A 24,410-nucleotide genomic window follows, 5' to 3' on the forward strand; every position below is an offset into this window, starting at 1 on the left:
CACCGCCCTCTTCTTTTTGCGTTTTACCAGCCCTCCCGGCCGGTGGAAGGCCTCATCTGCAAAGCCAAGAGTACGGCACTAGGGCGTCCGCGGAGCGTTCAGTAACGCAATGAGCGATTAAGCCTCCTAGTGTCCGTTTGCACGCTCGTACAACTGCGCGGCCGGTCGGCGGTGAAGAGTTGTGGAGCGTTGCGGGGCGGAGTGGCTTTCCACTGTGGGTGGTCCTGGCAATTTATTTGCGTTCAGTAGGATCGAGCGCCGTCTTATTGAACCGGTCTGGGCGAGCGTTTGGCCTAGCGCTGTATGGCTCACGCTGCGGCAGCGCAAGAGGATCTAAATTCCGGCTTTTTCGCTTGGGGTTGTAGAATAGGGCCGGTATTTCTGTGCTAGTTCCAACCAAGAAAGGGTAGGGCTTAATGTCGGAGCGCAACCACAACGGGCGAGCTGGACGTGACCGCAAACCACGCAATAACAAGGGCCGTGATTTTAAGGGCGATTCCCGGAAAAAGAAGTCTTTTTCGCCGCAGCGCTCCGGTTACCGTGAGGAACGCATCAATCGTCGCATGAGTGACCCAGACATCCCGGCCGAGGTGGATGTTAACGATTTGGATCCCTTGGTTTTGCAGGACCTAAAATCGCTCTCGAAGGAGAATTCCGAGGCCGTCGCCAAGCATATGATCATGGCTGCGACCTGGATGGAAGACGATCCCAAGCTTGCCTTGCGCCATGCACGTGCTGCTAAGGACCGTGCCGGCCGCGTGGCTATCGCCCGAGAGGTCAATGGTATTGCCGCATATCGTGCTGGCGAGTGGAAGGAAGCGCTCGCTGAATTGCGTGCTTCCCGGCGTATTTCCGGCGGGCCTGGGCTGCTGGCCGTAATGGCTGACTGTGAGCGCGGCTTGGGACGCCCAGAAAAGGCGCTCGAGCTTGGGCGCACGGATGAGGCGGCCGACCTAGATGATGAATCTAAAATTGAGCTAGCGATTGTTTTAGCCGGAGCCCGCTTAGATATGGGCCAAGCCGAGTCTGCCGTCGTAACTATCCAACGCGCTCATCCTGATCGCGATGCACGCGGGATAGGTGCATGCCGCCTGGCTTATGCCTACGCCAACGCACTGCTGGAAGCTGGCCGGAAAGATGAGGCCAAGGATTGGTTTGAACACGCAGTGTCGATTGATGAGGGCGACTGGACCGATGCAGCGGAGCGCTTAGAGGAGTGTAAGTAGTGACGGTTCTAAGCAAACACGATGCTCTTCTGCTCGATCTTGATGGCACCGTGTGGGAAGGCGGCCGCCCACTTTCTAACGTGGTGGACGTCATCAATACCTGTGGTGTGCCGGCGGTGTACGTGACGAACAATGCTTCACGCAGCCCAGAAGCAGTGTCGAAGATGCTGGCAGACATCGGGCTCGAGGCGACCACGCAGCAGATTATTACCTCCGCCCAAGCAGTCCTTCAATTAGTGGCGGATGAGGTGCCAGCCGCCTCGAAACTCCTCATTATTGGTGCTGATTCCTTTCGTGATTTGGCCCGCGAGATGGGCTTTGAGGTGGTCTCCAGCGCTGATGACAAGCCTGCCGCTGTTGTGCAGGGTTTTGACCGTTCTGTTGGCTGGGAGCAATTGACTGAAGGGGCTCTGGCCATCCGCCAGGGAGCGAAGTTTTTCGCATCGAACCTAGATACTTCTCTGCCTATCGAGAGGGGATTTGCCGTGGGCAATGGTTCCCTCGTGGCCGCCATCCAGTCCGCCACCGGGGTAGAGCCGGTGTCTGCTGGAAAGCCTGAGCCAGCCATGTTTACTTTTGCGGCGAAGCAAATTGGTGCGAAAAAACCGCTTGCTGTAGGCGACCGTTTGGATACCGATATTGCCGGTGGTAATTCTGCTGCCATGAATACCTTCCATGTGCTTACCGGTGTTTCTGGGGAACTAGAACTTATTGAGGCACCTGTGGAGGCGCGCCCCAACTTTATTGGTGCAGGTATGCATGAACTGGCTTTGCCGGTCTCTGTTGCCCGACCTGGAGCACAGGGTGGATTTACTGCTCGGTGTGATGGACATGATCTTCTGCTCGAGGGCGGTGACGAAAAATCTACCTCCGTTCAGGCATTGCGCACCGTGTTGGAAGTTGCATGGGCCATGCCGTCACCGCCCCGCTATATTCAGCCGCGAAGCGAGCGTGCGGAAAGGGTTGTTGCGCAATGGCGGTAAAGCCGCATGATTTTCGGGCTGTCAAGGAGCCGGCAGAGATCGATGCGGAAGTAGCAGAGATCCTTGGAGAAGACGCAGCGGATTTGGCCGCTGAAGTAGATCAGCTTGATCGCGCCCACAATGTGTTGCGCGATGCATTGCAGGAGAATTAATGCCCCCACAACGTCGTAGGTTAGATGCGGAGCTGGTGCGCCGAAAGATTGCGCGGTCACGTGAGCAGGCACGGGAGATGATTAAGTCCGGCCGTGTCACGGTTGGTGGCTTCAAGGCGCAAAAGCCGGCGTCGATTGTAGAGCCCGAGGTTTCCATCAAGGTAGAGGAAGCCGAAGAAGACAAGTGGGCTTCACGTGGCGCTCACAAGCTTTTGGGCGCCTTGGCGGCGTTCGACGTCGATATGAACGGCCGAATCCTCGATGCCGGCGCTTCTACCGGTGGCTTTACGGACGTGTGCCTTGAACACGGTGCGCAGGAAGTGCTGTCTGTCGACGTAGGCTATGGGCAGTTGCTATGGCGCCTGCAAAACGATGATCGCGTAACCGTTTTAGACCGTACGAATATCCGGAATTTAACGCTGGAGCTTACCGACGGCCCTTGCGACGGCATGGTAGGCGACTTGTCCTTCATTTCCCTCCGCTTGGTATTGCCGGCCATTGTGGAATGTCTGAAGGACGGCGCTTGGTTGTTGCCCATGGTGAAGCCGCAATTTGAAGTGGGCAAAGAGCGCCTCGGAAGCGGTGGTGTCGTTCGTTCACCGGAACTGCGCAAGGAAGTAACCAAGGAAGTCGCTGAGTTTGCCCTGTCCCTTGGGTTGAGCATGCACGGAGCTGTAGCGTCCCCGCTGCCTGGGCCAAGCGGCAATGTGGAGTACTTCTTATGGCTGAAAAAGGACGGCGCTCCCACGGATCTGGCTAGAGTAGAAGAAATGATTGACCGTGCAGTCGAGGAAGGCCCGCAATGACCCGTGAGATCCTGTTGGTGCCTCATGCCAACCGCGAGCAGAACCTGCAGGCAACGTCGCGAGCAGCGGAGCTGCTACAAGATGCCGGGATTACTGTTCGAGTGTGCGCGGACGAGAAGGTCTTGCCTGGGCTAAAGCACGTCCCCCACACCGAAGACGCGGCTTCGGGGTGCGAATTAGTCCTGGTACTCGGTGGAGACGGAACCTTCCTCCGTGCAGCGGATATGGCACGTTCTGTGGATATTCCGGTGCTAGGAATCAACCTCGGGCATGTGGGATTTCTGGCTGAGTGGGAAGTCGAATCCCTAGATCAGGCCTTAGTGCGGGTCATAGACAAAAGGTACCGCATTGAGGATCGACTCACCATCGATGTCACCATCTTTGACGAGGAAGGAACCCTTCTCAATCGCAGCTGGGCTCTGAATGAGGCTTCGGTAGAAAACCAAAATCGCTCTGGAGTATTGGACGCAATTTTGGAAGTTGACCGCAGGCCGGTGTCTTCCTTCGGTTGTGATGGGGTGCTCATCTCCACGCCTACTGGGTCGACCGCCTATGCGTTTTCGGCTGGCGGGCCGGTGCTGTGGCCCTCTCTCGATGCGATTTTGGTAGTACCGAATAATGCGCACGCTTTGTTTACTAAGCCACTAGTCGTCTCGCCCAATTCTTTAGTTGCCGTTGAATCAACCATGCGTACAACTCCGGCGACCGTGATTTTGGATGGTTTCCGTGAGCTCGCAATGCCGCCGGGAGCTCGCGTGGAGGTAGTGCGAGGCGCGCGTCCGGTGCGATGGGTACGCTTGGATGACCAACCTTTTACTGACCGTTTAGTCTCGAAGCTGCGCCTGCCCGTAGAAGGGTGGCGCGGGCCGAAGGAGAAGTAGTGCTCGTCGATATTTCCATTAATGACTTGGGCGTTATTAGCCAGAGCTCCGCGGAGCTCTCTACTGGTCTAACCGTGCTTACTGGTGAGACTGGCGCGGGCAAGACCATGGTGGTTACTGGATTGCGGCTTTTAGCAGGTGGACGCGCGGATGCCTCCCGGGTGCGGGATGGGGCGAAGAAAGCAGCAGTAGAGGGGCATTTTTCCTCGGGGAAAGATTCTATCCGCGAGTTGGTCGAATCAGTAGGTGGGGAGCCCGATGAAAATGGAGAATACATCGTCTCCCGGACGGTTTCTGCTGCAGGTAGATCGAGGGCCTATTTGGGTGGTCGGGCGGTGCCTGCGGCAACCTTAGGCGAATTTGCCCGCGAACTTATTACGGTCCATGGGCAAAATGATCAGCTGCGTTTGCTTGCTCCCGAGGAACAATTGGGTGCAGTAGACCGTGCGGATCCTACGTTGACCGAGGTACGCCGTCGCTATACCGAGGCTTTTAAAGAATGGCGCCGTTTGGCAAAGGACTATAAGCGGCGTACAGAGCAGCGCCGCGAACTCGCGCAAGAGGTTGATCGCCTGCAGTTCGCGGTGGATGAGATCGACGGCGTTGCGCCGGAGCCGGGTGAGGATGAGGAGCTGGTGCAGCTGGTTCGCAAGCTGCAAGACGTCGACGGTCTTCGCGAATCCGCGGAAGTTGCACTGGCTTCTATCGACGGCACCGAGGAACTGGAAGAGGCTGCCTCGGCGTTGCTGGGCCGGGCGGTTTCGGCATTGGCGGGGACTACCGACAAGGAATTGGCCGCCTTGGGCGAACGGCTCAGTGAGATTTCTTCACAACTGGGCGATATTTCCGGCGAGCTGGGAGGGTATCTGGCCGGGTTGCCGGCGGATCCGCAGCTTTTAGAAAAGTCCTTGCAGCGCCAGCAGGAGCTTCGTACACTGACCCGCAAATATGCCGGGGATATTGACGGAGTTATAGCTTGGCGGGATGAAGCTGCAGCAAAGCTCGAATCCATGGATACCTCAACTGAAGCCCTAGAGGAATTGAAAAAGCAGGTCAAGGACGCTGAATCGGTGATGGTTGAGCGGGCTGGGGAGCTGACAAAGGGGCGCCGGCAAGCGGCGAAGGCTTTGGGGGAGCAGGTCACGCAAGAGCTGCACGGCCTAGCCATGCCGAATTCAACGTTGACGGTTGAGTTGACGCAGGCGAAATATTCTAAAACTGGCGCGGACGCGGCCGAGCTGCAGCTGAACGGAAAGCCGATCGCGTCTGCAGCTTCAGGCGGCGAACTTTCCCGTGTCATGTTGGCCTTGGAGGTGGTGCTAGCGGATGAGGACGGCGCCACCTTGGTCTTCGATGAGGTAGATGCCGGTGTGGGCGGACGCGCGGCGGTGGAAATTGGCCGCCGCCTGGCACGTTTGGCCGTGCACAACCAAGTTATCGTGGTAACACACTTGCCGCAGGTAGCAGCGTATGCCGATGCACACCTGCATGTTTCGAAGGAAAAATTCACTTCTGGTGTGGCCGAGCTTTCGCAGGACGAGCGCGTGGAGGAGTTGGCGCGCATGCTGGCAGGCTTGGATGATACGGAGACTGGTCGCGCGCACGCGCAGGAGCTTTTTGAGCGGGCACAGCAAGAAGCTTCCGCGCGCCTAACCCACTAGAAACAATAATCACGTCACAATAGGGGTCATGGCTCTGTTTTCCCGTAACCCCGAGCAGCCTGGTGCACTGCGCGATTGCACTCCGGGCGCTAAGGGGATGAAAAAATTTAGTGAAGGCGATGTCGCCGTAATTGATGCGGCTAATATCTCTCGCCACGAGGCCCAGACCCTCGTTGACCTTAAACCCTCCGCCGTGATTAACGTGGCGGAGTTTTCTACCGGTACGGTCCCCAATTATGGCCCGCACATTTTGCTTGACGCCGACATTGCCCTCGTTGAGGGCGTTGGCCAGTCCTTCGTGTCCGAGTTCAAGGATGGAAAGAAGGCGCGAATCGGGGAGGATGGCACCGTCTTTAGCGGTGATAAAGCTCTTGGCACGGGCCGCGTGGTTACTCGCGAGCGAGCAGAAAAGAACTTTACCGCGGCACAGGGTGCGCTGATTGACCACATGGAATCCTTCTTTGGCAACTCCATTGATTTTATTAACTCTGAGGGGCCGCTGCTTATCGACGGCCTCGGGGTTCCCGCTTCTGGCTCTGAGATCGCAGGCCGCAAGGTCGTGCTGTTTTCGCCAACAGACAGACACCGCGAACAGCTCAAGCAGCTGCGGAACTTTATCCGCGAGTATGAGCCGCTGCTGATTGCGGTGGGAGAGGCTGCAGATTCGTTGCTAGCACAGGGGTATAAGCCAGATTTCATCATTGGTGATCCCGATGGCGTCAGCGATGAGGCCCTGCGTTGTGGCGCCCGTGTGGTTGTTCCTGCGGATCCAGAGGGCGAGGTAGAAGGCCTTGACCGCATCCACGACCTCGGCATCGGTGCCATGACTTTTCCCGCAGCGACGCATTCAGGTACCGATTTGGGTCTGCTTTTTGCTGATTATCACGGCGCAGACCTCATCGTGCAGGCAGGCGGTGGGGTAGACCTTGATGATATTTTTGCGGATCGCACCAACCCGTCGGCGGTGCTTTCCCGGCTTAAGGCCGGCACCAAGGTGGTTGACGCGGATGCGGTGATTAACCTCTACAGTGCACCTTCGTCCAACCTTGGCTGGCTGTGGGCACTGCTGGGAATCCTGGTAGCCATTGCGGCGGTTATCCTCATTGTCGGTTTCGGCGGAAGTCAGGACTTTGCAAGTAACCTCAGCGAAACCTGGTCCAGGCTCTTTGGGGGCGCATAGAGCATGGCAAAGACTGAGCTAGTAGCAGGCTTGGGCTTCGGCGCCGCAGTAGGCGTGGCGCTGGGTGCCCTGATCATTGCTCCCAATCTGACCACCGGCATGGCCGATGATGATCCGATCCGTGAGGAGCACCGCAAGGTCGTCCAGGACAATAAGATTTTGCAGACCCAAAATGAGGCGAGCGATAAAATCGTGGCTGATTCCGGGGCGGAACTAGTAAACGGGGCATTGTCTCAGCGCCCCGTGCTCATCGTCACCACCGACGATGCAAATGGCGGAGACGTGGACGCAATCCGGAAGCTCTTGGAAACTTCCGGTGCCACGGAGGCCGGCGAGATTAAGCTGACCAAGGACTTTTTGCGCCCCGAAACTAAAGACAAGCTTTTGCCCATCCTGAAAGACACTGCGCCTAAGAAGGCAGATACCAAGGATCTGGATTCTGCGGGAGCGCTCAGCGGTGAGGTGCTCGGCACTGCATTGTCTATGGATCCTGAGAGCACGAAGCCCATGGCATCAGTACAAGAGCGTGCGGATGTGCTCCATAAGCTGCGCGACGAAGGCTTCATTGACTACGAGGATGGGACCATCGTTCCTGCCCAGGCCATTATCGTCGTCTCTGGCAATGGCCTGTGCGGCTACCCTTCCGATGCTTTGGCGGAATTTGTTACCGGGTTGGATGATGTCAATGGTTCTGTTGTGTTTAGCGGGCGTACCAAACAAACTCAGGACGATAAGGCACTTGCCCAGGTGCGCGACCAAGATGCGAAGCTGTCCACGGTCGATGGCACCGAGCGTGCAGTCGAGCGCATTGCCGTTATTTTGGCCACCGAGGAGCAGCTCGATGGTGGTCAAGGCGATTATGGTGCCACAGAGACCGCGGATTCTGCCCTACCGGGAAAGAAATAGCTCATGGCGCATGATTTCAAGGTGCTTGACTCGCAATTGCTTGTCGACGCCCCCATTCTCGCTCTCCGCCGCGACGAGGTTGTCATGCCCGGCGATGTTTCTGCCTCCCGCGAGGTAGTAGAGCACCTAGGCGCGGTGGCAGTGGTGGCACTGGACTCGGACGAACGCATTGCCATGGTGTATCAGTATCGCCACAGCGTGGGCAAGCGCCTGTGGGAATTACCGGCAGGTTTGCTCGACGTACGCGGCGAAGATGAGCTAACCGGCGCGAAGCGGGAGTTACAGGAGGAAGCTGGTCTGAGCGCGCAGACGTGGTCAGTGCTGTCGGATTTGGTAACTTCACCGGGGTTCTGCGAAGAAGCGGTCCGTGTTTTCTTAGCCTCCGACCTTTCTGAGGTGCCGCGTATGGAGGCTACCGGGGATGAAGAAGCTGATATGGAGGTTGCTTGGGTCCGGCTCGAGGACGCCGTCGACAAGGTAATGCGGGGCGAAATCGTCAATTCCATCGCCTGCAGCGGCATTTTGGCGGCTTATGCAGTGCTGCGCGGTGGCAAGGCGACCCGCAGCGTGGATGAGCCTTTCACGTTGCGGCCGACGTCGATGAGTGCCCGGCGCACGGGCGCGGACCTGAAGCAGCTGTGAGCGCGGTCGAAGATATAGCGCAGACGTGGCTTAACCATCTAGCGGTTGAGCGAGGCGTTTCTGCCAATACGTTGAGTAATTATCGCCGTGATGTTCGGCGCTATGTCACTTGGTTGGAGGACAACGGGGTAGAGGACCTGCGCGCGGTAACGCGGCCTATGGTGGAGGCTTATCTCAAGGATCTGCGGTCAAAAATGGCTGCGTCCTCGGCTAATCGTGCTCTCATCGTAGCCCGCGGGTTGCATAAATTTTCCGTGGCAGAAGGCGTTGTAGACGTCGATGTTGCGGTTGAGGTTACCCCTCCATCAACTGGACAGCATTTGCCGGAGACGTTATCGGTGGACGAGGTTAGCGGCCTTATTGAGGCAATTCCCACTGAAACCCCGGTGGATGTGCGCGACCGTGCTCTGCTGGAAATGCTCTACGGTACTGGCGCGCGAATCTCAGAAGTAATCTCCCTAAACGTTGATGACGTTTCCTCCGCGCAAGAGGTAATCCACCTGCACGGAAAGGGCGACAAAGAGCGGATTGTGCCCTTGGGTTCGCATGCCCGCCAAGCCATTGACGCCTATTTGGTGCGGGCTCGTCCGATGCTGAGCAAAGGCACAACGCCGGCGTTGTTTCTCAATACCCGCGGCGGAGCTTTATCGCGCCAAAGCGCGTGGGCAGTGTTAAAGACAGCTGCACAGCGTGTAGATCTGGGAAAGTCCATTTCTCCCCACACCTTGCGGCATTCTTTTGCGACGCACCTGCTTGAAGGCGGCGCAGATGTGCGCACCGTGCAAGAATTGCTGGGACATTCATCCGTGACGACAACGCAAATTTATACTCACGTCACTGCCGACTCCTTGCGTGAGGTGTGGCGCACCGCTCACCCCCGTGCCTAAGAAAGGACATATATGTTTTCTACTCGTGTAGCCGGCGCGGTACTTTCTACCGCGTTGCTTTTCCCCGCGGTGGCGCAGGCACAGCTGCCACCGGAGGTAGAAGCCGCTATTGCCGCGCCTATCCCGGTTCCGGCCGGCGAAACCACGACCGTGAGCCTGCCAGTGCCGGCCGAGGCGAGCTACTCGGGTGATGGGTGGAACGTTTCTGCCTCTGGTACCTCTGCTACCATCACCGCCCCACCAGAGGGCGGCCAAATCTCTGTTCCCGTCTCCGCCCAGGGTATGAATGCAACTCTCACGCTGGTAGCTGATGGTTCGGTGGAGCAGGAAGACATTCAGGAAGAAATCGACGGTGCAGAGGGTGCTCCAGCGCCGAGCCCGGCACCGAATAGGCCGGATGACGGCGGCAATCCGCCGGCAGACAAGGGGGCCGAAGGTGGGGCGGAAAAGCCCGCGCCGGCGAAAGAGAACGAAAATCTCCCGGTAGTCCCAGGCGAAAAACCGGAACGTAAGCCGGCAGGGGAAGCCAACCTTGAAGGTGCGGAATACGTCAACCTTGAATCTCATATCGAAGGCAATACGATTACCGCGAAGATGGGGCTCAAGCAGGCCTACGACCTCTACCAGCAGTTTAAGGACACGGAGGAAAACGACGTTAAGCTGCGCTACCTTGATGGTGAAGGAAATATTATCCAAGGCGTAAAGCACGACGTGGATGCTTCATCACGCACCCTCACTCTGACGTATCCAGAGGGGGAAGCGCCTGATAATCCCTTCATTATGCAGTTGCTGCGCAACGATGGCTCTGGTGCCGCCCTCATCGTCACTTTGCAGGACCCTAATTATCGATCTGAGTCGGAGAACCTCGATAAGCGGCAACAGGAAGAACCCAAAGATGATAATGAGAGCTCGCATATGGGCTGGATTATCGGAGGGGCAGCTGCGGCGATACTTATCGTTCTGATCGCTCTAGTGGCCGCACTCAAACGACGTTCTAGTCAACGCTAAAAGCTTGATATAAACTAAGTCTCGGTACTTTCTTGCTGTAGCGGGTACGCTTTAATGACAACGTTGTAATCAACCCTAAGCCAAGTGTCATGGTCCGGAACTTGGCGTCAAGGAAGCAGGTGTGACTGTGAGCGAAGAGGGTCTCTTTTCTGCCTCTGATGTAGAGGTGGGGCTGACCGGTCGTCCTATCCGCGAGTTGCCAGAACCCGCACCCTTGGAAAAGCATGGGCCGGCCACCATTATTTCGATGTGTAACCAAAAGGGCGGCGTGGGTAAGACCACCTCCACCATTAATATGGGAGCCTGCTTGGCTGAGTATGGCCGTAAAGTCCTCTTGGTTGACCTTGACCCGCAGGGTGCGCTTTCGGCAGGTTTGGGGCTCACACATGATGATATCGAGGACACTATCTATGACGTCATGCTCGATAGCCATACCTCTATTCACTCCGCTATCCAGCACACTGGGGTAGCAGGCCTGGATTTGGTACCGGCAAATATTGACCTTTCTGCTGCGGAAATTCAGATGGTCAATGAAGTAGGCCGCGAACACACGCTAGCTCGGGCCCTGCGCCCAGTGCGGCGCGATTATGACTTCATCATCATCGACTGCCAGCCCTCCTTGGGGCTGCTTACCGTCAACGCGCTTGCCTGTTCCCAGGGCGTGATCATCCCAATGGAGTGCGAGTTCTTCTCCCTGCGCGGTTTAGCGCTATTGACTGACACGGTGGAAAAGGTCTCTGACCGTATCAACTTTGATCTTGAGGTCATGGGCATCTTAGTGACGATGTTTGATCGCCGCACGAAGCATGCTCGGGAAGTTATGTCCCGTGTGGTGGACTATTTTGGCGATAAGGTCTTTGACACCGTAATTACTCGGACCGTTCGTTTCCCGGAAACGTCAGTGGCCGGAGAGCCGATTACTACGTGGGCGCCAAACTCTCCTGCTACGCAGCAGTATCGCAACCTGGCCAAAGAGGTCATTGAGCGCTCGACCGTTTAAGGTATCGTGACCCAGCCGGAGATTACGGGCTTTCGCATTGCACTGCGAAATTTTGAGGGCCCATTTGACCTGCTTTTGCAGCTTATCCAGTCCAAAAAGATGGACGTAACTGATGTTGCGCTTTCAGAGGTAACGGACGAGTTTGTCGCCTATACGCGGCAGCTGGGCGAGTCTGCGGATTTGGATGAAACCACTGATTTTTTGCTGGTGGCAGCGACGCTTTTGGACTTAAAGGCGGCGCGGCTCCTGCCTCGCGGTGATGTCGACGAGATTGAAGACTTGGAACTGCTGGAGTCGCGCGACCTTCTTTTTGCTCGTCTTTTGCAATATAAGGCCTATAAACTAGTAGCGGACCAATTCGCGGAGTGGCAGCGCGAGGCCCAGCGGAGCTATCCGCGGGCGGTAGCTATCGAGGAGAAGTTTGCGGAGCTTTTGCCTCCTGTCTCCCTTGGCCATACTCCAGCTAGTTTTGCTGAGCTCGCCGCGGGAGTGTTCCGCCCAAAGCCGCCGGAGGAAGTGGCCACCGGCCACGTGCATGCCGTGGCGGTATCGGTACCAGAGCAGGCCGGCAAGATCTTGGAAACCCTAAAACTATTGGGTGCCGGTCAATGGATGAGTTTTGGTTCACTGACCCGTGACTGCACGGTTTCTATGCAAGTGGTGGGCCGATTCCTGGCTCTTTTGGAGTTGTACAAAGCCAAGGCGGTCGACGCACAACAAGAGGAAGCGCTGGGCCAATTGGATCTTTCGTGGACGGGTTTGGATGTTGACCCAGCGGTAGTAGCCGCTGCGAACTGGGACTAGGGTCGCTGCTGGATAAACTCCAGCGTCTCCGGGGCCAGCTCGCGGTCAGAATAGACGCGTACGTCAGGCTCATCCGGGTTGTCCTCGGTGCCTACGCGGCGGCCTTCCCACACTTGCTGGAGCCCTTGCTTTTCGATGACCCGGATTGCCGCCGGGTGGTTGGTCGTCACGCGGGCGGTGATGGGGGAATCAGAGTCAACCTGGCGGACGCTCTTTAGCGCCGCAGAGGTGATCTCTGAAGCAAATCCTGCACCCCAATGGGTGGGACGCAGGCGGTATTTAATGTCCCAGAAATTTCCGTCTTCAACGAAGATGGCGCCACCGACGCCGACGAAATCAGAAGGATTATGGCGCATGTAGGCGGCCCATGGACCAAAGTGGTGGGCGTCCCACGATTGGGAGGATGATTGGGCGAGCGCACGGGTAGTGCGGATATCGGCGAAGCGTCCGTTGGGACGGTGGCTCCAAATTCGCCCGTCGCTGTAGACCTTGTGGGTCTCTTCGATATTGGCAGCGGATAGTGGGATGAGAATGAGTCTGTCGGTGCGTGTAATAGTTTCCATGGCAATATGTTATCCGACTCACACTAGGAAGTGAAAGTGATTTAGGAAATCTCAGGCGTCGTTTTACGCTGCAGTAAGCTTGGCTTCTATGGACCTTCCCCTCATCTCGCAGCTCCGTTCCCGCCTTGAGTCAATCTTGCTCGTGCTCGATTCCCCAGCTTCGGTGGAGTCCTTGGCGCGTGCTTTGGGGGCGGAAAGGGACGTCGTCAGTGATTGCCTGCGCGCTGTCCAGCGCGAGCTGAATAATCGTGGTTCTGGTATCGAGTTGCGCGAGACCCAAGAGGGGTGGCGCTTTTATACGCGTTCCGAAAACGCAGGCGCGGTAGAAGAATTCCTCTTGGATGGCGCCCAGACAAAGCTCTCGCGTGCGGCCCTGGAGACGTTGGCGGTGGTAGCCTACCGCCAGCCCGTAACCCGCCAGCAGGTTGCCGCTGTTCGCGGCGTCAATGTCGATGGTGTTATGCGGACCCTAAGCCTGCGCGGATTGGTGCGGGAGCTGCCGCAGGATGATTTTGAAGGTGCCGCGCACCGCTATGAGACGACGGAATTGTTCCTCGAGTTATTAGGGATTGATTCTTTGGAGCGCTTGCCGGACTTGGCGCCGCTATTGCCTGACGTGGAGGCGATCGACGAGGAGTACTAGCGTGGGGTAAGATTGCCCAGGTAATTTCATATCTTCGAGAGAAAAGGACACGTACGTGACTCCTCCCGCTCGCCGTGACGGCACACCGGATAAGAAGCAGCGAGACAGTGACATCATTGTCTCTAATGCTAAGCCGGCCCGTCACCAGCATGTGTCAAAGAAAAAGCAGAAGGCTACTGCAGAATCCGTAGCCCGAGAACTGGGCGCCGATTGGCTGGTCGATGAAGACAAGCCTAAGGGGGAACGTCTCCAAAAGGTGCTCGCTAAGGCAGGCGTTGCTTCTCGTCGCCACGCTGAAATCCTCATCGATGCCGGCCGTGTTGAGGTCAACGGCAAGATCATTTCCAAGCAGGGCGTTAAGGTAAACCCCTCTGTTGACGTCATCCGAGTAGATGGCGTGCGCGTTAATGTCAACGAGGAGCACGAATATTTTGTGCTCAACAAGCCGCGCGGCATGCAGTCCACTATGTCTGATGACTTGGGCCGCCCGTGCGTAGGCGACGTGGTTTCGGAAAAGGTTGCTGCTGGCCAGCGTCTCTTTCACGTAGGCCGCCTCGACGCCGATACCGAAGGTCTGCTTATTCTCACCAATGACGGCGAGATGGCTAACCGTTTGATGCACCCTAAGTATGAGGTGACGAAGACCTACCTCGCCACTGTTTTGGGTGAGGCCGATCGGAAGCTTGTGCGACAGCTCAAGGAAGGAATCGAGTTGGAGGATGGCCTGGCAAAGGCAGATTTTGCGCAGGTTGTAGATACCAACCAGGGATATTCTTTGGTTCGTCTTGAGCTGCATGAGGGGCGCAAGCACATTGTGCGCCGCATGTTGAAAGAGGCGGGTTTCCCCGTGCAGCGTTTGGTGCGTACCAAGCTTCATACGGTGCAGTTGGGCGATATGAAGCCTGGTGGCCTGCGTGCTCTCAATTCCAGCGAATTGACTAGTCTGTATAAGGCGGTGGAGATGTAATGATTTCTAATATGGCGAATCAGGGCCTCATCCTAGCTGTGGATGGCCCTTCTGGGACTGGTAAGTCGACCACGTGCCGCGCCCTAGCCAAACAACTCGATGCAAAGTACATCGACACTGGTGCCATGTACCGTGTAGCAACTCTTGCCGTGTTGCGTAAGGGAGTGGACCCTGCGGATACGTCCGCGGTGATTGCTGCTACTGCCGATCTGCCATTGGAAGTTTCCGATGATCCAGATTCCACCGAGGTTCTTCTCGGCGGCGAGGATGTCGCGCGCGTTATTCGGGAAGACGAAGTCACTCGCAATGTCTCCGCCGTATCTGCCATTCCGGAAGTTCGGGAAAACCTGGTAGCCCTGCAGCGCAAGCTAGCCCGCGAGGCACACCGGGCTATTGTAGAAGGGCGCGATATTGGCACCGTTGTGCTTGCTGATGCCCCTGCTAAAGCATTCATGACCGCCTCTGCTGAAGTCCGAGCCCGCCGACGTCAGGCGCAGAACGAAAGGGCAGGAATCGCTTCAGACTACGAGACGGTACTCGCAGACGTGCAGCGCCGCGATGCGGCAGATTCTTCACGCAAAACCTCGCCATTGCGCCCAGCAGACGATGCAACCTTAGTTGATACCTCGGATATGAGCCCTGAGGATGTCATACAGGCCCTGATTAACGTGGTAAAGGAGTCGGTCAATGACTAAGCACGATCCCCAGGAAGAGTCGGAGACTCAGTTCCATTACCCGGCCGGAAAGTTCGATGATGAGGTGGTAGAAGCCTCTCCTGGTTGGGCCGCTGATGACTTCAATGCCGAGGAGTTTGACTATGAGTTCGATGACTCGGAATTCGGCGAGGCCGATTTTGGTGAAGAAACAGAAGGGGAAGAGCCGCTAAGCGAAGAGGAATGGGAGGAACTCTCCCGTGCTTTTGGTGTTGAGTCCGATGATCACACCGAAGAAGCTCTGTGCACGGTAGCCATCGTGGGTCGCCCTAATGTGGGCAAGTCTTCCTTGGTCAACCGTTTCCTTGGCCGTCGCGAAGCAGTGGTAGAAGACCACCCGGGCGTTACCCGTGACCGAATCTCCTATGTAGCGGACTGGAATGGGCAGCGCTTTTTGGTACAAGATACCGGCGGTTGGGATCCGAACGTCAAGGGCATCCATGGCGCAATCGCTCGCCAGGCAGAGGTGGCGATGGAAACCGCTGACGTCATCGTCATGGTGGTAGACACCAAGGTGGGAATTACTGCGACGGATGAGGTCATGGCCCGCCGCCTGCAAAAATCCCCCGTGCCGGTGATTCTGGTATCGAATAAGTTTGATTCCGATAATCAGTATGCGGATATGGCCGAGTTTTATGCGCTGGGTTTGGGCGATCCGTGGCCGGTATCTGCTCAGCACGGCCGCGGCGGCGCGGATGTGCTCGATGAGATTTTGCGGGTATTTCCTGAAGAGCCGCGGCAGACCGCGATTACTTCTGGTCCGCGCCGCGTCGCTTTGGTGGGCAAGCCTAATGTGGGTAAATCCTCCCTGCTCAATAAGCTGACCAGTGAAGAGCGCTCCGTGGTGGATAATGTCGCGGGCACCACCGTGGATCCGGTGGACTCTTTGGTACAGCTGGATGAGCAGCTGTGGAAGTTCATTGATACTGCCGGCCTGCGCAAGAAGGTCAAAAACGCGCAGGGACATGAGTACTATGCCTCCTTGCGTACGCGTGGGGTTATCGATGCTGCCGAGGTGTGCATTATGCTTATCGACGCCTCTGAGGAGATTTCTGAGCAGGATCAGCGCGTGCTTAATATGGTGCTAGAGGCAGGCAAAGCCCTCGTTATCGCATTCAATAAGTGGGACCTCATGGATGAGGACCGCCGCTACTACCTAGACCGCGAGATCGATCAGCAGCTGAGCCACCTACCGTGGGTTACGCGTGTGAATATTTCCGCCGAAACGGGCCGCGCCCTGCAGAAGCTGGAACCTGCCATGATCGAGGCGCTGGAAAGCTGGGACCAGCGCGTGTCTACGGGTCAGTTGAATAACTGGTTGCGTGAGGCCATCGCAGCTAATCCTCCGCCGATGAAAAATAACCGCCTGCCGCGCGTTTTGTTCGCCACGCAGGCATCCACGCAGCCGCCGACGATTGTCTTGTTCACGACAGGATTTTTGGATGCGGCCTATCGCCGCTACCTTGAGCGCAAGTTCCGTGAGCGTTTTGGCTTTCATGGAACGCCCATCCGCATCGCAGTGCGAGTGCGGGAGAGGCGCGGCAAGAAGCGCTAGCAGTATGCCCGTTACGCTGGGATTATAGCATTCAGGCGAGCGATTTTTGCACTGAAAACGGTGTGAGAATTAGCTCGCCTGTCCGTTTATGTCCGTTCATGTGGGGATCGATAGGATATAACCAGTTATAGATCCTCTCGTGATGGAAGGCTTTGTATGTTAGCCAGCGTAATCGCGCCAGATTCAATTCTGGCCATCGTGCTCCAGATCATCATCATCCTTAGCGCCCTGCTCTTGGGCACTCGCTATGGTGGCATCGGGCTGGGACTAATCTCCGGCATCGGTCTGATGCTCATGGTCTTTGTTTTCGGCCTCGCCCCGGGCGAGCCTCCGGTGTCAGTGATGCTGACCATCATCGCAGTCATTGGTTGCGCGGCTACCTTGCAACAGGCCCGCGGGCTGGAAGTGATGATGCAATTTGCCGAGAAGTTCCTTCGCGCCCACCCAGAGCGCATCACCATCCTCGCGCCGCTTACTACCTGGTTCTTGACGGTCCTTTGCGGTACGGGCCACGTGGTGTACACGATGTTTCCGATTATTGAGGATATTGCGCTGAAAAAGGGCATCCGCCCAGAACGCCCGATGGCTGTCGCCTCGACGTCGGCGCAGATGGGTATTACGGCCTCTCCAGTGTCTGTGGCCACCGTGTCCTTGGCGTCTATCATCGCAGAAAATGCCGGCGCTATCGACCACGCCTATTCCATCCCGCAGATCCTGATGGTGGCTCTTCCAGCGTCACTTTCTGGCGTCATTCTTGCCGCACTGTGGTCGCTGCGCCGCGGCAAGGACTTGGACGAGGATCCGGCATTCCAGGAGCGAATGAAGGATCCGGAGTTTGCCGAAAGCATCAACCAATCCACTGGGTCGCTTATGGATGAGGAATTTTCGCCGGAAGCAAAGCGCGCGGTAGTTATCTTCCTCGTCGCTATCGCCAGCGTTGTCGCCCTCGGTGCCTTTGAATTCCTTCGCCCGCTTGTTCCGGGAGATGATGGCGAGCTAAGCCCGCTGTCTATGAACCTGGTTATCCAAATGGTCATGCTGGTAGCCGGCGCAATTATCTTGCTCAGCTGCAAGGCAGACCCAAAAAAGATCGCTTCCACCCCGGTGTTTAAAGCCGGCATGACCGCAGTATTCTCCGTGTTCGGTGTGGCCTGGATGGCGGATACCTTCTTCGAAGCCCATATCGACGCTTTGGAATCCAACCTGGGCTCCGTAGTGGAGGCCGCCCCATGGGCCTACGCCGTGGTGCTGGTCATCGTGTCTAAGCTGGTGAACTCGCAGGCCGCGGCCTTGGTTGCAATTGCTCCGATTGGCCTGCAGCTGGGCATCGACCCTGCCATCATCGTCGGTTTCTACGGCGCGGCCTACGGCTACTTCATCTTGCCCACCTACCCCTCGGACCTTGCCTGCATCGGCTTTGACCGCACGGGAACGACGCACATTGGCAAGTTCGTCATCAACCACTCTTTCCTGATTCCCGGCGCCATCTCGGTATTTACTTCCTGCGTCGTGGGCTCGCTCCTAGCGCAGATCCTGCTTTAATCCGACTCCCGTACCAGCACGAAGGCATCCGTGCGGTACGGGATGTGCAGTTTTTGTCCGGGCGTATATCCCAAGTGCTCGTAGAGGTACCAGTCCAGGTTGTGGGTCATGCGCTCATGGATGGCTTCGCCGTTGCGAAGCCAGTAAGACCGGGTATGCATTAGCTGGTGAAGTTGTTCCGGGGTAAGTTCGTGCTCCCAGGTCAGGCGGAGTTCTCGCTCTAAAGACCACGGCGCCGTATAGTCCGGGTAGAAACCCGGTTTATGTACATCGCCAGAGTGCATAATGCGAGAAAGCCGCAAAACCCATGGGTCGGCATTGACATCGAGCGTATTCCAGACCAAGAGGATTTTTCCGCCCGGCGCGAGGACGCGGTCAAGCTCTGCGCAGGCGGCTGCCACATCAACCCAGTGCCAGGTTTGGGCGAGGCAGGCTGCGTCTAAGGAGGCGTCGGCAAGCGCGGTGTTTTCGGCCGTAGCACGCAGGACCGGCAGGTGTAGACGGGAAGCGAGAACTCCCGCCATATCGGCGGAAGGCTCCAAGGCTATAACCCGCTCATTGGGAAGGGACTCAGTGAGCTTTCCGGTACCTGCACCAATATCAGCTACGGTGTGGGCAGGGGCGATAAGGGCAGTGACTTCGTCCGGATAGCCAGGGCGTACATCGTGGTACGTGCTAGCGCCGCGGCGGAAGGCTTGGGCGGAGGCGGTGCGTTGCGCGGCAGTGCGGAAACCGGGGCCTTGCTTCGTGGAGGCCTTGCGGTAGCTAGGAAAGTGACGGGGATCTGGGCGGCGAGTCGACATAGCTCATCTAACCTACCGCGAATTAGAATGGCTGCCTATGAGGACACTTCCCGCAGCATCAGATCCCAGGTGGCTGCTGAAGACGGTCTTTTCCCGCCCTGCTCTTACTGTGCCGGCAGCGCTATGCATGGTTGTGTCCTTTCTGCTTAACGCCACCACCCCAGTGATAGTGGGCCATGCCATCGATGAAGCCGTGGCGCAGGGATCCATCCACCGCCTGGGGCTATGGCTAGCGGTATTAGTAGCCGCATTCGGTCTTAATGCCCTAGCCGCCTGGTACGGGCGCGGGCTGAATGCCCGAGCCATGTTGGTAATTGGCCACGATGTCCGCATGGCCATCACGGATAGGATTCAAGACCCGCGTGGAATGGCGGGCAAGCCCCGCAGCGCCGGTGAGTTGCTGGCTATTGCCTCCACGGACGCTAGGCGGGTGCAGAATGCGGTGATGATGACGGTATTCCCCGTCGCAGAGATTAGCGCCATTGTGTATGTGGCTATCATGACCAGCCGCATCAATCTACCCTTGGGCATTGCCATTTTGTGCGGCGGCCCGCTCGTGGTGTCGGGCTCGGTGCGCGCGGCACAGCCACTGCGCGCCCGCTCAGGAATCCGCCAGGCGGCGTTGGCCAAAGCCAGTGCAATGGCCACCGATGTGGTGCACGGCCTTCGGATACTCAAAGGCTTGGGTGCGGTAGCAACGGTGAGTATGCGCTATGCCCAGGCCTCTGACACTGCCTATGAGCGAACGGTAGACGCCAATGCCTCCCAAGCGCGCTTCAATGCTGCTACGGAGATTTTGGGCTCGGTGTATGTCATTGCGGTGGGCATTGGGGCAGGTGCGCTAGCAATGCATTCCACTATCAGTGTGGGTGAGCTTATTACGGTTATTGGTCTGACGCAGTTCGTCATCACGCCGATGACGATGTTGGGGCGAAATATTGCCTCGCGCTGGGCAGCCGCGCAGGCAAGTGCTGCCCGCGTTACGGCCGTCCTTGCTGCTCCCAGCGTGGAAGGCAAGAAACCGCAGCTTCCGGCCCTCGCCCCTGGAGTGAGCGTGGTGGCCGAGCCTGTCCCAGATGATCTAGTTTTTCTGCCGCGGGAGCGTTTCCTTGTTGCTCCGCACGATACGCTGCTTTTCGAGGGAACCGTGCAGGAGAATATTTCTTCTGATAGCGCGGTTGCCAAACGGGCGCTTTACACGGCCGCGGGGGAAGATATCCCGGGTGGTTTAGATCGCGAGGTGGGGGAGGGCGGCCGGAATCTTTCCGGGGGACAACAGCAGCGCGTGGCGCTAGCACGAGCAATTGCGGCGGACCCTGCGGTCCTTGTTTTAGCCGATCCCACTACCGCCGTGGACTCGGTGACTGAGCAAGTCATTGCGCAGCGGGTAGCACACCACCGCGGTATAAAGCCAACGCTCGTTTATACCGCTTCGCCGGCATGGACTGCTGTGGGATCGAGCCTATGATGCGGTTTCCTACGGCTTCGTGGCGCCAGGTGCGCGAAGAAATTAGCCGGCAGCTTTCCGACGTCCCCGGTGCGCGGCCGCAGGCTGCCGTGGCCTTTGCCTTACTCACCGCGGGCGCAAGCGCCAATGTAGCGATCCCGATCCTGCTGGGAAAGATTGTTGATGCTGTCATCACCAAAAGTGCAATTTCTACCATTGGCCTTTCGTTGATAGTGGTAGCCGTGGTCTCCGCAGCGCTCTCCGCAGCGGGGTTCTTTCTTCTCTCCCGCCTTATAGAGCGGGTGATTTCGGCTTTGCGTGAAGACATGCTGTCTACCGCTTTGCGCTTGCCCACACATCGTGTGGAGGAAGCGGGCACCGGGGATTTGGTCTCTCGCTCTACCGATGATGTAGCAGAGCTCTCGGCAGCGGTCACCGAGACCGCACCAGTGTTGGCCAAATCTGCTTTTGCCATCACCACCACCGGGGTGGCGCTGCTTAGCCTCAATTGGCAATACATACTGGTAATAGTTGCAGTTGCGCCGCTATATGTAGTCGCCGCTCGCAGGTACCTGCACCGAGCCCCTGGCCGCTATGCCGATGAGCGTGCGGCCATGGCCGAGCGAGCGCGCAGGCTTCTTGAGGCGATACGAGGGCGAAAGACCGTGCGCGCCTTTGGACTGGAAGGGCAGATGCATGCCGGCATCGAACGTGCCTCCGCGCAAGTGGTAAAGGATGGCTACGCAGCGCGTAAAACCATGATGGTTCTACAGCTGTGGATGACTGGCATTGAGCTCACCATGCTGTGCTGTGGTCTTGGGGTGAGTTTTTGGGCGGTGCAAACGGGAGCACTCACAGTTGGCGCCGTAACCTCAGCCATGCTTCTGCTCATCCGTTTGCGGGGCCCGCTCATGGGATTGATGCGGGTAATCGACACCGTACAATCCGGCTACGCCTCGCTGTCTCGCATAGTCGGGGTCGTCGTTGACCCGCCGCGGGCGGTGCCGGACTACGGCGCCCCAGCCCCACACGGAGAAGCCGAAATGCGAAATGTGAGTTTTAGCTACGGCAACGGTGGCTGGGCTGTACGAGACATCAGCCTCAATATTCCTGCCGGGCATACGGTGGCTTTAGTCGGAGCCTCCGGCGCGGGTAAGACTACCGTGGCCGCACTTTTGGCTGGCTTGCGGGTTCCTGAGGAAGGAAAGGTCTTGGTCGACGGGGTAGAGGTAGCACTTCTTTCGGACGCTGAGCGCGTGGCGCGATTAGCCATGATCTCCCAAGAGGTACACGTTTTTTCAGGCACCCTCCGCGAGGATCTTTCTTTGGCTGCCCCTCAGGCAAGCGACGCACAGATGCTTCAAGCACTCGAGCGGGTGGGCGCACGCTGGTTTGCGCAACTAGACGATGGCCTAGATACGGTTATCGGCTCACAGGGAGTCCAATTAGATCCTGTGGCGTCCCAACAACTCGCGCTAGCACGAATATTGCTTTTGGACCCGAAAATCGTCATTATGGATGAGGCCACTGCGGAGGCGGGTTCGGTGGGAGCCGAAGCCCTCGAAAAGGCCGCCATCGAAGTCACCCGTGGGCGTTCGGCGTTGGTCGTGGCGCATCGGCTCGACCAAGCAGCACGGGCGGATAGAATCATCGTGATGGATAATGGCCGCGTGGTTGAACAGGGAAGTCACCACGACCTGCTAGATTATGGTGGCCGTTATAAGCACTTATGGGACGCATGGCAGAAGGGACGACAAGGATGAACGCGAGGTCACTTCGGGCCGTGCTCGGTGCGGTAACTGTGTGTTTTCTTGCCGCTGCTGGCACTTCGTGTTCTAGCGAATCAACAGAGTCCCCGCACGCGGCAGAGACCACCAACACCGTTAACCTAGGAATTCCTACCTCCGCACCCTTGAACGGCCCTGAGCCGGGCTCTTTTAGGACGATCAACCTGCCCTCCGGGCGTTCCTTTATCCTCAGTGTGCCCAAAGACTATTCAGGGGATAAAAAATGGCCTATCGTCCTCGCCTTTCACGGGTGGGGTCAGTCTGCCGAAAACCTCCGTGGTTATTCTCGCCTGGATGCCGCAGATGCCATCATGATTTTCCCAGAAGGCAAGAAAAAGGCGTGGAGCCCCGCTCCATATGCCAAGACCTCGACAACGGAAGATAAGAAGTTTGTGCGGGAAATAATTGATGCGGTCCGCGCTACTTACCGCGTAGATGATGGTCGAATTTTTGCCACCGGTATGTCTAATGGCGGCGGATTCGCTGCCTATCTGGCCTGCCAGATGCCCGATACCTTCAAATCCGTTGCCACCGTTTCCGCTGCCTATTATGAAGACATTCTGAAAAACTGTGCGCACTCTCCCGTCGGGCGGCTGGATATGCACGGCACCGTAGACCCTGTGGTGGGCTATTACGGAGGCACTCGCCACAAGACCAAGTACTACTCCGTGGAGTCCGTGCTGGAACAGGACCGCAAACGCAATGGTTGTTCGACCAAGGTCGATACCACCCGCTTGGTCAATAATGCGCTCGATATGAGGTGGAGTGGTTGTACCGCACTGCTCGAACATATCCGTATCGCCGGGGGTTCGCACGTGTGGCCTGGAGGCACGGCGGACGCGCATAACGAGGTAGGTAGGTTCTTCGCTACCGATCGCGTCTTAGATTTCTTCGGAATTCCTGGTCGTCCTTCCGGTACCGCACAAACCTAGCTCTGCTTAAAGACCTGAAAGGTAGCACCTGGAACCTTGCGCACCCTTTCCATGCAAATATCTGCAACGGTAGAAAAACCAGCGCGGTGAGCCGTGCTACGCGGGGAGGTAGGCTCCGGAATTTGCGCTAGATGGAAAGTCCTGGACCCCCCATCTTCGGCGTTGAGCTCTATAACCGCCTGCGCTGTGGTGCCGGACCCAGCAAAGAAGTCTAAGACGCGAGCATCCTTGCCACCACCAATGGACAGAAGGTGTTTAATCAGGCGTACCGGCTTTGGAAAATCGAAGATGCCCTCTATACCCATTGCTTCCTCCGCATCGCGTCGGCCGGTGCGGGTCACTCCAAAGCGCTCGCCGTCCAGGATCGAACGTGGGCGTGCGCCTACCTTCTGGTAGTTCTTGGTGTAGACAAACCCGCGACGGAAAACCAGCTCATCGTAGAACTGTTCCACCTTGTCGAGGCTCCATCGCCAGCGAGCGACTTTTTTCTTTCCCGCCGGTTGGTCTGGCCAATACTCCTTTCCATCGGGCCCTGAGATCGGAAAATCTAGAGAAGGAAGGTACCCAAGGGTTTTAGAATCTAGGCGTACCAAGGAGTATTTTCCCTTGTCATCCTCATGGTTATATTTGGTGGAGGTATGACCTTGGATATCGATATTGAAACCGGGGTTGTCTGGAGTTCGGGCATAACACAGGATGTATTCGTGCTCTACCACGGCGTATTTTGCATCATTTTTGCCGGTGCCGGCCTTCTTCCAAATCAATTGGCCGGCAAAGCATCCCTCTCCAAACACCTCATCGAGCACCTTGCGGGTATTGGCTACCTCGTCTTCGCCAATGGAGACGAAGATGAACCCCTCAGGGGACAGTACTTCTCGAGCCAAAATCAACCGGGGGAGCATCATCGATAGCCATTCCGAGTGCCATTCCGCATAGCTACCTGAACGCAGCTGGCGACGTAAACGGTAGTTATCGCGGTAGACAAAGTCTTTGCCCGTGTTATAAGGGGGATCGATATATATGACGTCAAAGACCTCTCGGCGCGCGGCTAGCTCTTTTAAGACTGGAAGGTTATCTGCAGCAAAAATCCTATTGAGTGAGTCACCTGGTGTACTAAGGGCAGAATCGAGCGGGAAATTCCGTGCTAAGGGCGTATGTGCGGCTTCTCGGGCTGCGTCTTTGCCTGGCCAAACTAAGCCAAAAAAATCCCCGCCTGTATCCGGATGTGGTGGGTGTGGTGGGTTAGCGGTAGCCATGGTGCAATGCCTTTGTCAGGAGGGGAAACGTCAATATCGTCTAACGCTAGCATTCGCAAGAATTAG

Annotated in this window: 24 protein-coding genes; 21 read left to right on the forward strand and 3 right to left on the reverse strand. The window is 57.2% G+C overall.

What is annotated here, in order from left to right; translation table 11 throughout:
- The first annotated feature begins 416 nt into the window (after positions 1-416).
- The 13 genes from QP990_RS03825 (at position 417) to QP990_RS03885 (ending at position 12,136) form a co-directional block, all read left to right on the forward strand.
- The gene (locus tag QP990_RS03825) at positions 417-1,226 is read left to right on the forward strand and encodes a hypothetical protein (protein ID WP_225746996.1); all 810 of its coding nucleotides are present in this window, start codon (positions 417-419) and stop codon (positions 1,224-1,226) included.
- The gene (locus QP990_RS03830; protein ID WP_239208311.1) at positions 1,226-2,209 is read left to right on the forward strand and encodes an HAD-IIA family hydrolase; all 984 of its coding nucleotides are present in this window, start codon (positions 1,226-1,228) and stop codon (positions 2,207-2,209) included. The genes QP990_RS03825 and QP990_RS03830 overlap by 1 nt, the downstream gene beginning before the upstream one ends.
- On the forward strand, positions 2,200-2,361 hold the full coding sequence (locus QP990_RS03835; protein ID WP_005324658.1) for a hypothetical protein: 162 nt from the start codon (positions 2,200-2,202) through the stop codon (positions 2,359-2,361). Before QP990_RS03830 ends, QP990_RS03835 begins: the two co-directional genes overlap by 10 nt.
- Positions 2,361-3,167 carry a TlyA family RNA methyltransferase gene (locus tag QP990_RS03840; protein ID WP_239208312.1) on the forward strand — a complete coding sequence of 269 codons (807 nt, stop codon included), beginning with the start codon at positions 2,361-2,363 and terminating at the stop codon, positions 3,165-3,167. Before QP990_RS03835 ends, QP990_RS03840 begins: the two co-directional genes overlap by 1 nt.
- The gene (locus tag QP990_RS03845; RefSeq protein WP_023021614.1) at positions 3,164-4,048 is read left to right on the forward strand and encodes an NAD kinase; all 885 of its coding nucleotides are present in this window, start codon (positions 3,164-3,166) and stop codon (positions 4,046-4,048) included. The genes QP990_RS03840 and QP990_RS03845 overlap by 4 nt, the downstream gene beginning before the upstream one ends.
- On the forward strand, positions 4,048-5,709 hold the full coding sequence (gene recN / locus QP990_RS03850; protein ID WP_239208313.1) for a DNA repair protein RecN: 1,662 nt from the start codon (positions 4,048-4,050) through the stop codon (positions 5,707-5,709). Before QP990_RS03845 ends, recN begins: the two co-directional genes overlap by 1 nt.
- A 28-nt stretch (positions 5,710-5,737) precedes the next feature.
- Entirely contained in the window at positions 5,738-6,889 is a 1,152-nt protein-coding gene (gene steA, locus QP990_RS03855; RefSeq protein WP_284798497.1) for a putative cytokinetic ring protein SteA, read from the forward strand.
- A gap of 3 nt (positions 6,890-6,892) precedes the next feature.
- Positions 6,893-7,795, forward strand: a complete 903-nt coding sequence (locus QP990_RS03860) for a copper transporter (RefSeq protein ID WP_239208315.1) — start codon at positions 6,893-6,895, stop codon at positions 7,793-7,795.
- A 3-nt stretch (positions 7,796-7,798) separates the two neighbouring features.
- Positions 7,799-8,437, forward strand: a complete 639-nt coding sequence (locus tag QP990_RS03865; protein WP_239208316.1) for an NUDIX hydrolase — start codon at positions 7,799-7,801, stop codon at positions 8,435-8,437.
- A complete protein-coding gene (gene xerD / locus QP990_RS03870) occupies positions 8,434-9,324 on the forward strand; it encodes a site-specific tyrosine recombinase XerD (RefSeq protein WP_239208317.1) in 891 nt (296 codons plus the stop codon). Before QP990_RS03865 ends, xerD begins: the two co-directional genes overlap by 4 nt.
- 12 nt (positions 9,325-9,336) lie before the next feature.
- Complete coding sequence (locus tag QP990_RS03875) at positions 9,337-10,332, forward strand: hypothetical protein (RefSeq protein ID WP_239208318.1); 996 nt, start codon at positions 9,337-9,339, stop codon at positions 10,330-10,332.
- Positions 10,333-10,459: 127 nt separating this feature from the next.
- Positions 10,460-11,332 carry a ParA family protein gene (locus QP990_RS03880; RefSeq protein ID WP_034668724.1) on the forward strand — a complete coding sequence of 291 codons (873 nt, stop codon included), beginning with the start codon at positions 10,460-10,462 and terminating at the stop codon, positions 11,330-11,332.
- Between the two features lie 6 nt (positions 11,333-11,338).
- A complete protein-coding gene (locus QP990_RS03885) occupies positions 11,339-12,136 on the forward strand; it encodes a ScpA family protein (RefSeq protein WP_239208319.1) in 798 nt (265 codons plus the stop codon).
- Here QP990_RS03885 and QP990_RS03890 read toward each other — a convergent pair.
- Entirely contained in the window at positions 12,133-12,699 is a 567-nt protein-coding gene (locus QP990_RS03890; protein WP_239208320.1) for a GNAT family N-acetyltransferase, read from the reverse strand. The genes QP990_RS03885 and QP990_RS03890 overlap by 4 nt on opposite strands.
- Before the next feature lie 88 nt (positions 12,700-12,787).
- On the opposite strand from QP990_RS03890, the gene scpB reads away from it, so the two are divergent.
- From scpB to QP990_RS03915, 5 genes are all read left to right on the forward strand, one after another.
- On the forward strand, positions 12,788-13,342 hold the full coding sequence (scpB, locus tag QP990_RS03895) for an SMC-Scp complex subunit ScpB (RefSeq protein ID WP_086589032.1): 555 nt from the start codon (positions 12,788-12,790) through the stop codon (positions 13,340-13,342).
- 55 nt (positions 13,343-13,397) lie between these two features.
- Positions 13,398-14,309: a pseudouridine synthase gene (locus QP990_RS03900; RefSeq protein WP_239208321.1), complete on the forward strand. Its 912-nt coding sequence runs from the start codon at positions 13,398-13,400 to the stop codon at positions 14,307-14,309.
- Positions 14,309-15,004 (forward strand): (d)CMP kinase, encoded by a 696-nt coding sequence (gene cmk / locus QP990_RS03905; protein ID WP_239208322.1) that lies wholly within the window; start codon positions 14,309-14,311, stop codon positions 15,002-15,004. Before QP990_RS03900 ends, cmk begins: the two co-directional genes overlap by 1 nt.
- Complete coding sequence (gene der, locus QP990_RS03910; protein ID WP_086589034.1) at positions 14,997-16,577, forward strand: ribosome biogenesis GTPase Der; 1,581 nt, start codon at positions 14,997-14,999, stop codon at positions 16,575-16,577. Before cmk ends, der begins: the two co-directional genes overlap by 8 nt.
- Before the next feature lie 156 nt (positions 16,578-16,733).
- Positions 16,734-18,119 (forward strand): anaerobic C4-dicarboxylate transporter, encoded by a 1,386-nt coding sequence (locus tag QP990_RS03915; RefSeq protein WP_049360916.1) that lies wholly within the window; start codon positions 16,734-16,736, stop codon positions 18,117-18,119.
- Here QP990_RS03915 and QP990_RS03920 read toward each other — a convergent pair.
- Entirely contained in the window at positions 18,116-18,922 is an 807-nt protein-coding gene (locus QP990_RS03920) for a class I SAM-dependent methyltransferase (protein ID WP_023021599.1), read from the reverse strand. The genes QP990_RS03915 and QP990_RS03920 overlap by 4 nt on opposite strands.
- Before the next feature lie 37 nt (positions 18,923-18,959).
- Here QP990_RS03920 and QP990_RS03925 point away from each other — a divergent pair, with 37 nt between their 5' ends.
- From QP990_RS03925 to QP990_RS03935, 3 genes are read left to right on the forward strand one after another with little or no spacing between them, the layout of a single operon-like run.
- Complete coding sequence (locus QP990_RS03925; RefSeq protein ID WP_239208325.1) at positions 18,960-20,390, forward strand: ABC transporter ATP-binding protein; 1,431 nt, start codon at positions 18,960-18,962, stop codon at positions 20,388-20,390.
- Positions 20,390-22,132 (forward strand): ABC transporter ATP-binding protein, encoded by a 1,743-nt coding sequence (locus QP990_RS03930; RefSeq protein WP_239208368.1) that lies wholly within the window; start codon positions 20,390-20,392, stop codon positions 22,130-22,132. The genes QP990_RS03925 and QP990_RS03930 overlap by 1 nt, the downstream gene beginning before the upstream one ends.
- Complete coding sequence (locus QP990_RS03935) at positions 22,129-23,088, forward strand: PHB depolymerase family esterase (RefSeq protein ID WP_284798498.1); 960 nt, start codon at positions 22,129-22,131, stop codon at positions 23,086-23,088. Before QP990_RS03930 ends, QP990_RS03935 begins: the two co-directional genes overlap by 4 nt.
- On the opposite strand, the gene QP990_RS03940 is transcribed toward QP990_RS03935, so the two are convergent.
- Positions 23,085-24,344 carry a site-specific DNA-methyltransferase gene (locus QP990_RS03940; RefSeq protein ID WP_239208327.1) on the reverse strand — a complete coding sequence of 420 codons (1,260 nt, stop codon included), beginning with the start codon at positions 24,342-24,344 and terminating at the stop codon, positions 23,085-23,087. The two genes, QP990_RS03935 and QP990_RS03940, sit on opposite strands and share 4 nt — an antisense overlap.
- Between the last annotated feature and the right edge of the window lie 66 nt (positions 24,345-24,410).

The sequence above is a fragment of the Corynebacterium sp. MSK071 genome, assembly GCF_030232125.1.
Lineage (GTDB): Bacteria > Actinomycetota > Actinomycetes > Mycobacteriales > Mycobacteriaceae > Corynebacterium > Corynebacterium kefirresidentii.

Bases quoted from the DNA above. Each gene is read 5' to 3' on its own strand.
- QP990_RS03835 (WP_005324658.1), top strand. From the start codon at position 2,200: ATGGCGGTAAAGCCGCATGATTTTCGGGCTGTCAAGGAGCCGGCAGAG.
- QP990_RS03860 (WP_239208315.1), top strand. From the start codon at position 6,893: ATGGCAAAGACTGAGCTAGTAGCAGGCTTGGGCTTCGGCGCCGCAGTA.
- QP990_RS03920 (WP_023021599.1), bottom strand. From the start codon at position 18,922: ATGTCGACTCGCCGCCCAGATCCCCGTCACTTTCCTAGCTACCGCAAG.
- QP990_RS03940 (WP_239208327.1), bottom strand. From the start codon at position 24,344: ATGGCTACCGCTAACCCACCACACCCACCACATCCGGATACAGGCGGG.
- der (WP_086589034.1), top strand. From the start codon at position 14,997: ATGACTAAGCACGATCCCCAGGAAGAGTCGGAGACTCAGTTCCATTAC.
- QP990_RS03840 (WP_239208312.1), top strand. From the start codon at position 2,361: ATGCCCCCACAACGTCGTAGGTTAGATGCGGAGCTGGTGCGCCGAAAG.
- cmk (WP_239208322.1), top strand. From the start codon at position 14,309: ATGATTTCTAATATGGCGAATCAGGGCCTCATCCTAGCTGTGGATGGC.
- QP990_RS03915 (WP_049360916.1), top strand. From the start codon at position 16,734: ATGTTAGCCAGCGTAATCGCGCCAGATTCAATTCTGGCCATCGTGCTC.
- steA (WP_284798497.1), top strand. From the start codon at position 5,738: ATGGCTCTGTTTTCCCGTAACCCCGAGCAGCCTGGTGCACTGCGCGAT.
- QP990_RS03935 (WP_284798498.1), top strand. From the start codon at position 22,129: ATGAACGCGAGGTCACTTCGGGCCGTGCTCGGTGCGGTAACTGTGTGT.
- QP990_RS03925 (WP_239208325.1), top strand. From the start codon at position 18,960: ATGAGGACACTTCCCGCAGCATCAGATCCCAGGTGGCTGCTGAAGACG.
- QP990_RS03875 (WP_239208318.1), top strand. From the start codon at position 9,337: ATGTTTTCTACTCGTGTAGCCGGCGCGGTACTTTCTACCGCGTTGCTT.
- scpB (WP_086589032.1), top strand. From the start codon at position 12,788: ATGGACCTTCCCCTCATCTCGCAGCTCCGTTCCCGCCTTGAGTCAATC.
- QP990_RS03845 (WP_023021614.1), top strand. From the start codon at position 3,164: ATGACCCGTGAGATCCTGTTGGTGCCTCATGCCAACCGCGAGCAGAAC.
- QP990_RS03825 (WP_225746996.1), top strand. From the start codon at position 417: ATGTCGGAGCGCAACCACAACGGGCGAGCTGGACGTGACCGCAAACCA.
- QP990_RS03930 (WP_239208368.1), top strand. From the start codon at position 20,390: ATGCGGTTTCCTACGGCTTCGTGGCGCCAGGTGCGCGAAGAAATTAGC.
- QP990_RS03865 (WP_239208316.1), top strand. From the start codon at position 7,799: ATGGCGCATGATTTCAAGGTGCTTGACTCGCAATTGCTTGTCGACGCC.
- QP990_RS03890 (WP_239208320.1), bottom strand. From the start codon at position 12,699: ATGGAAACTATTACACGCACCGACAGACTCATTCTCATCCCACTATCC.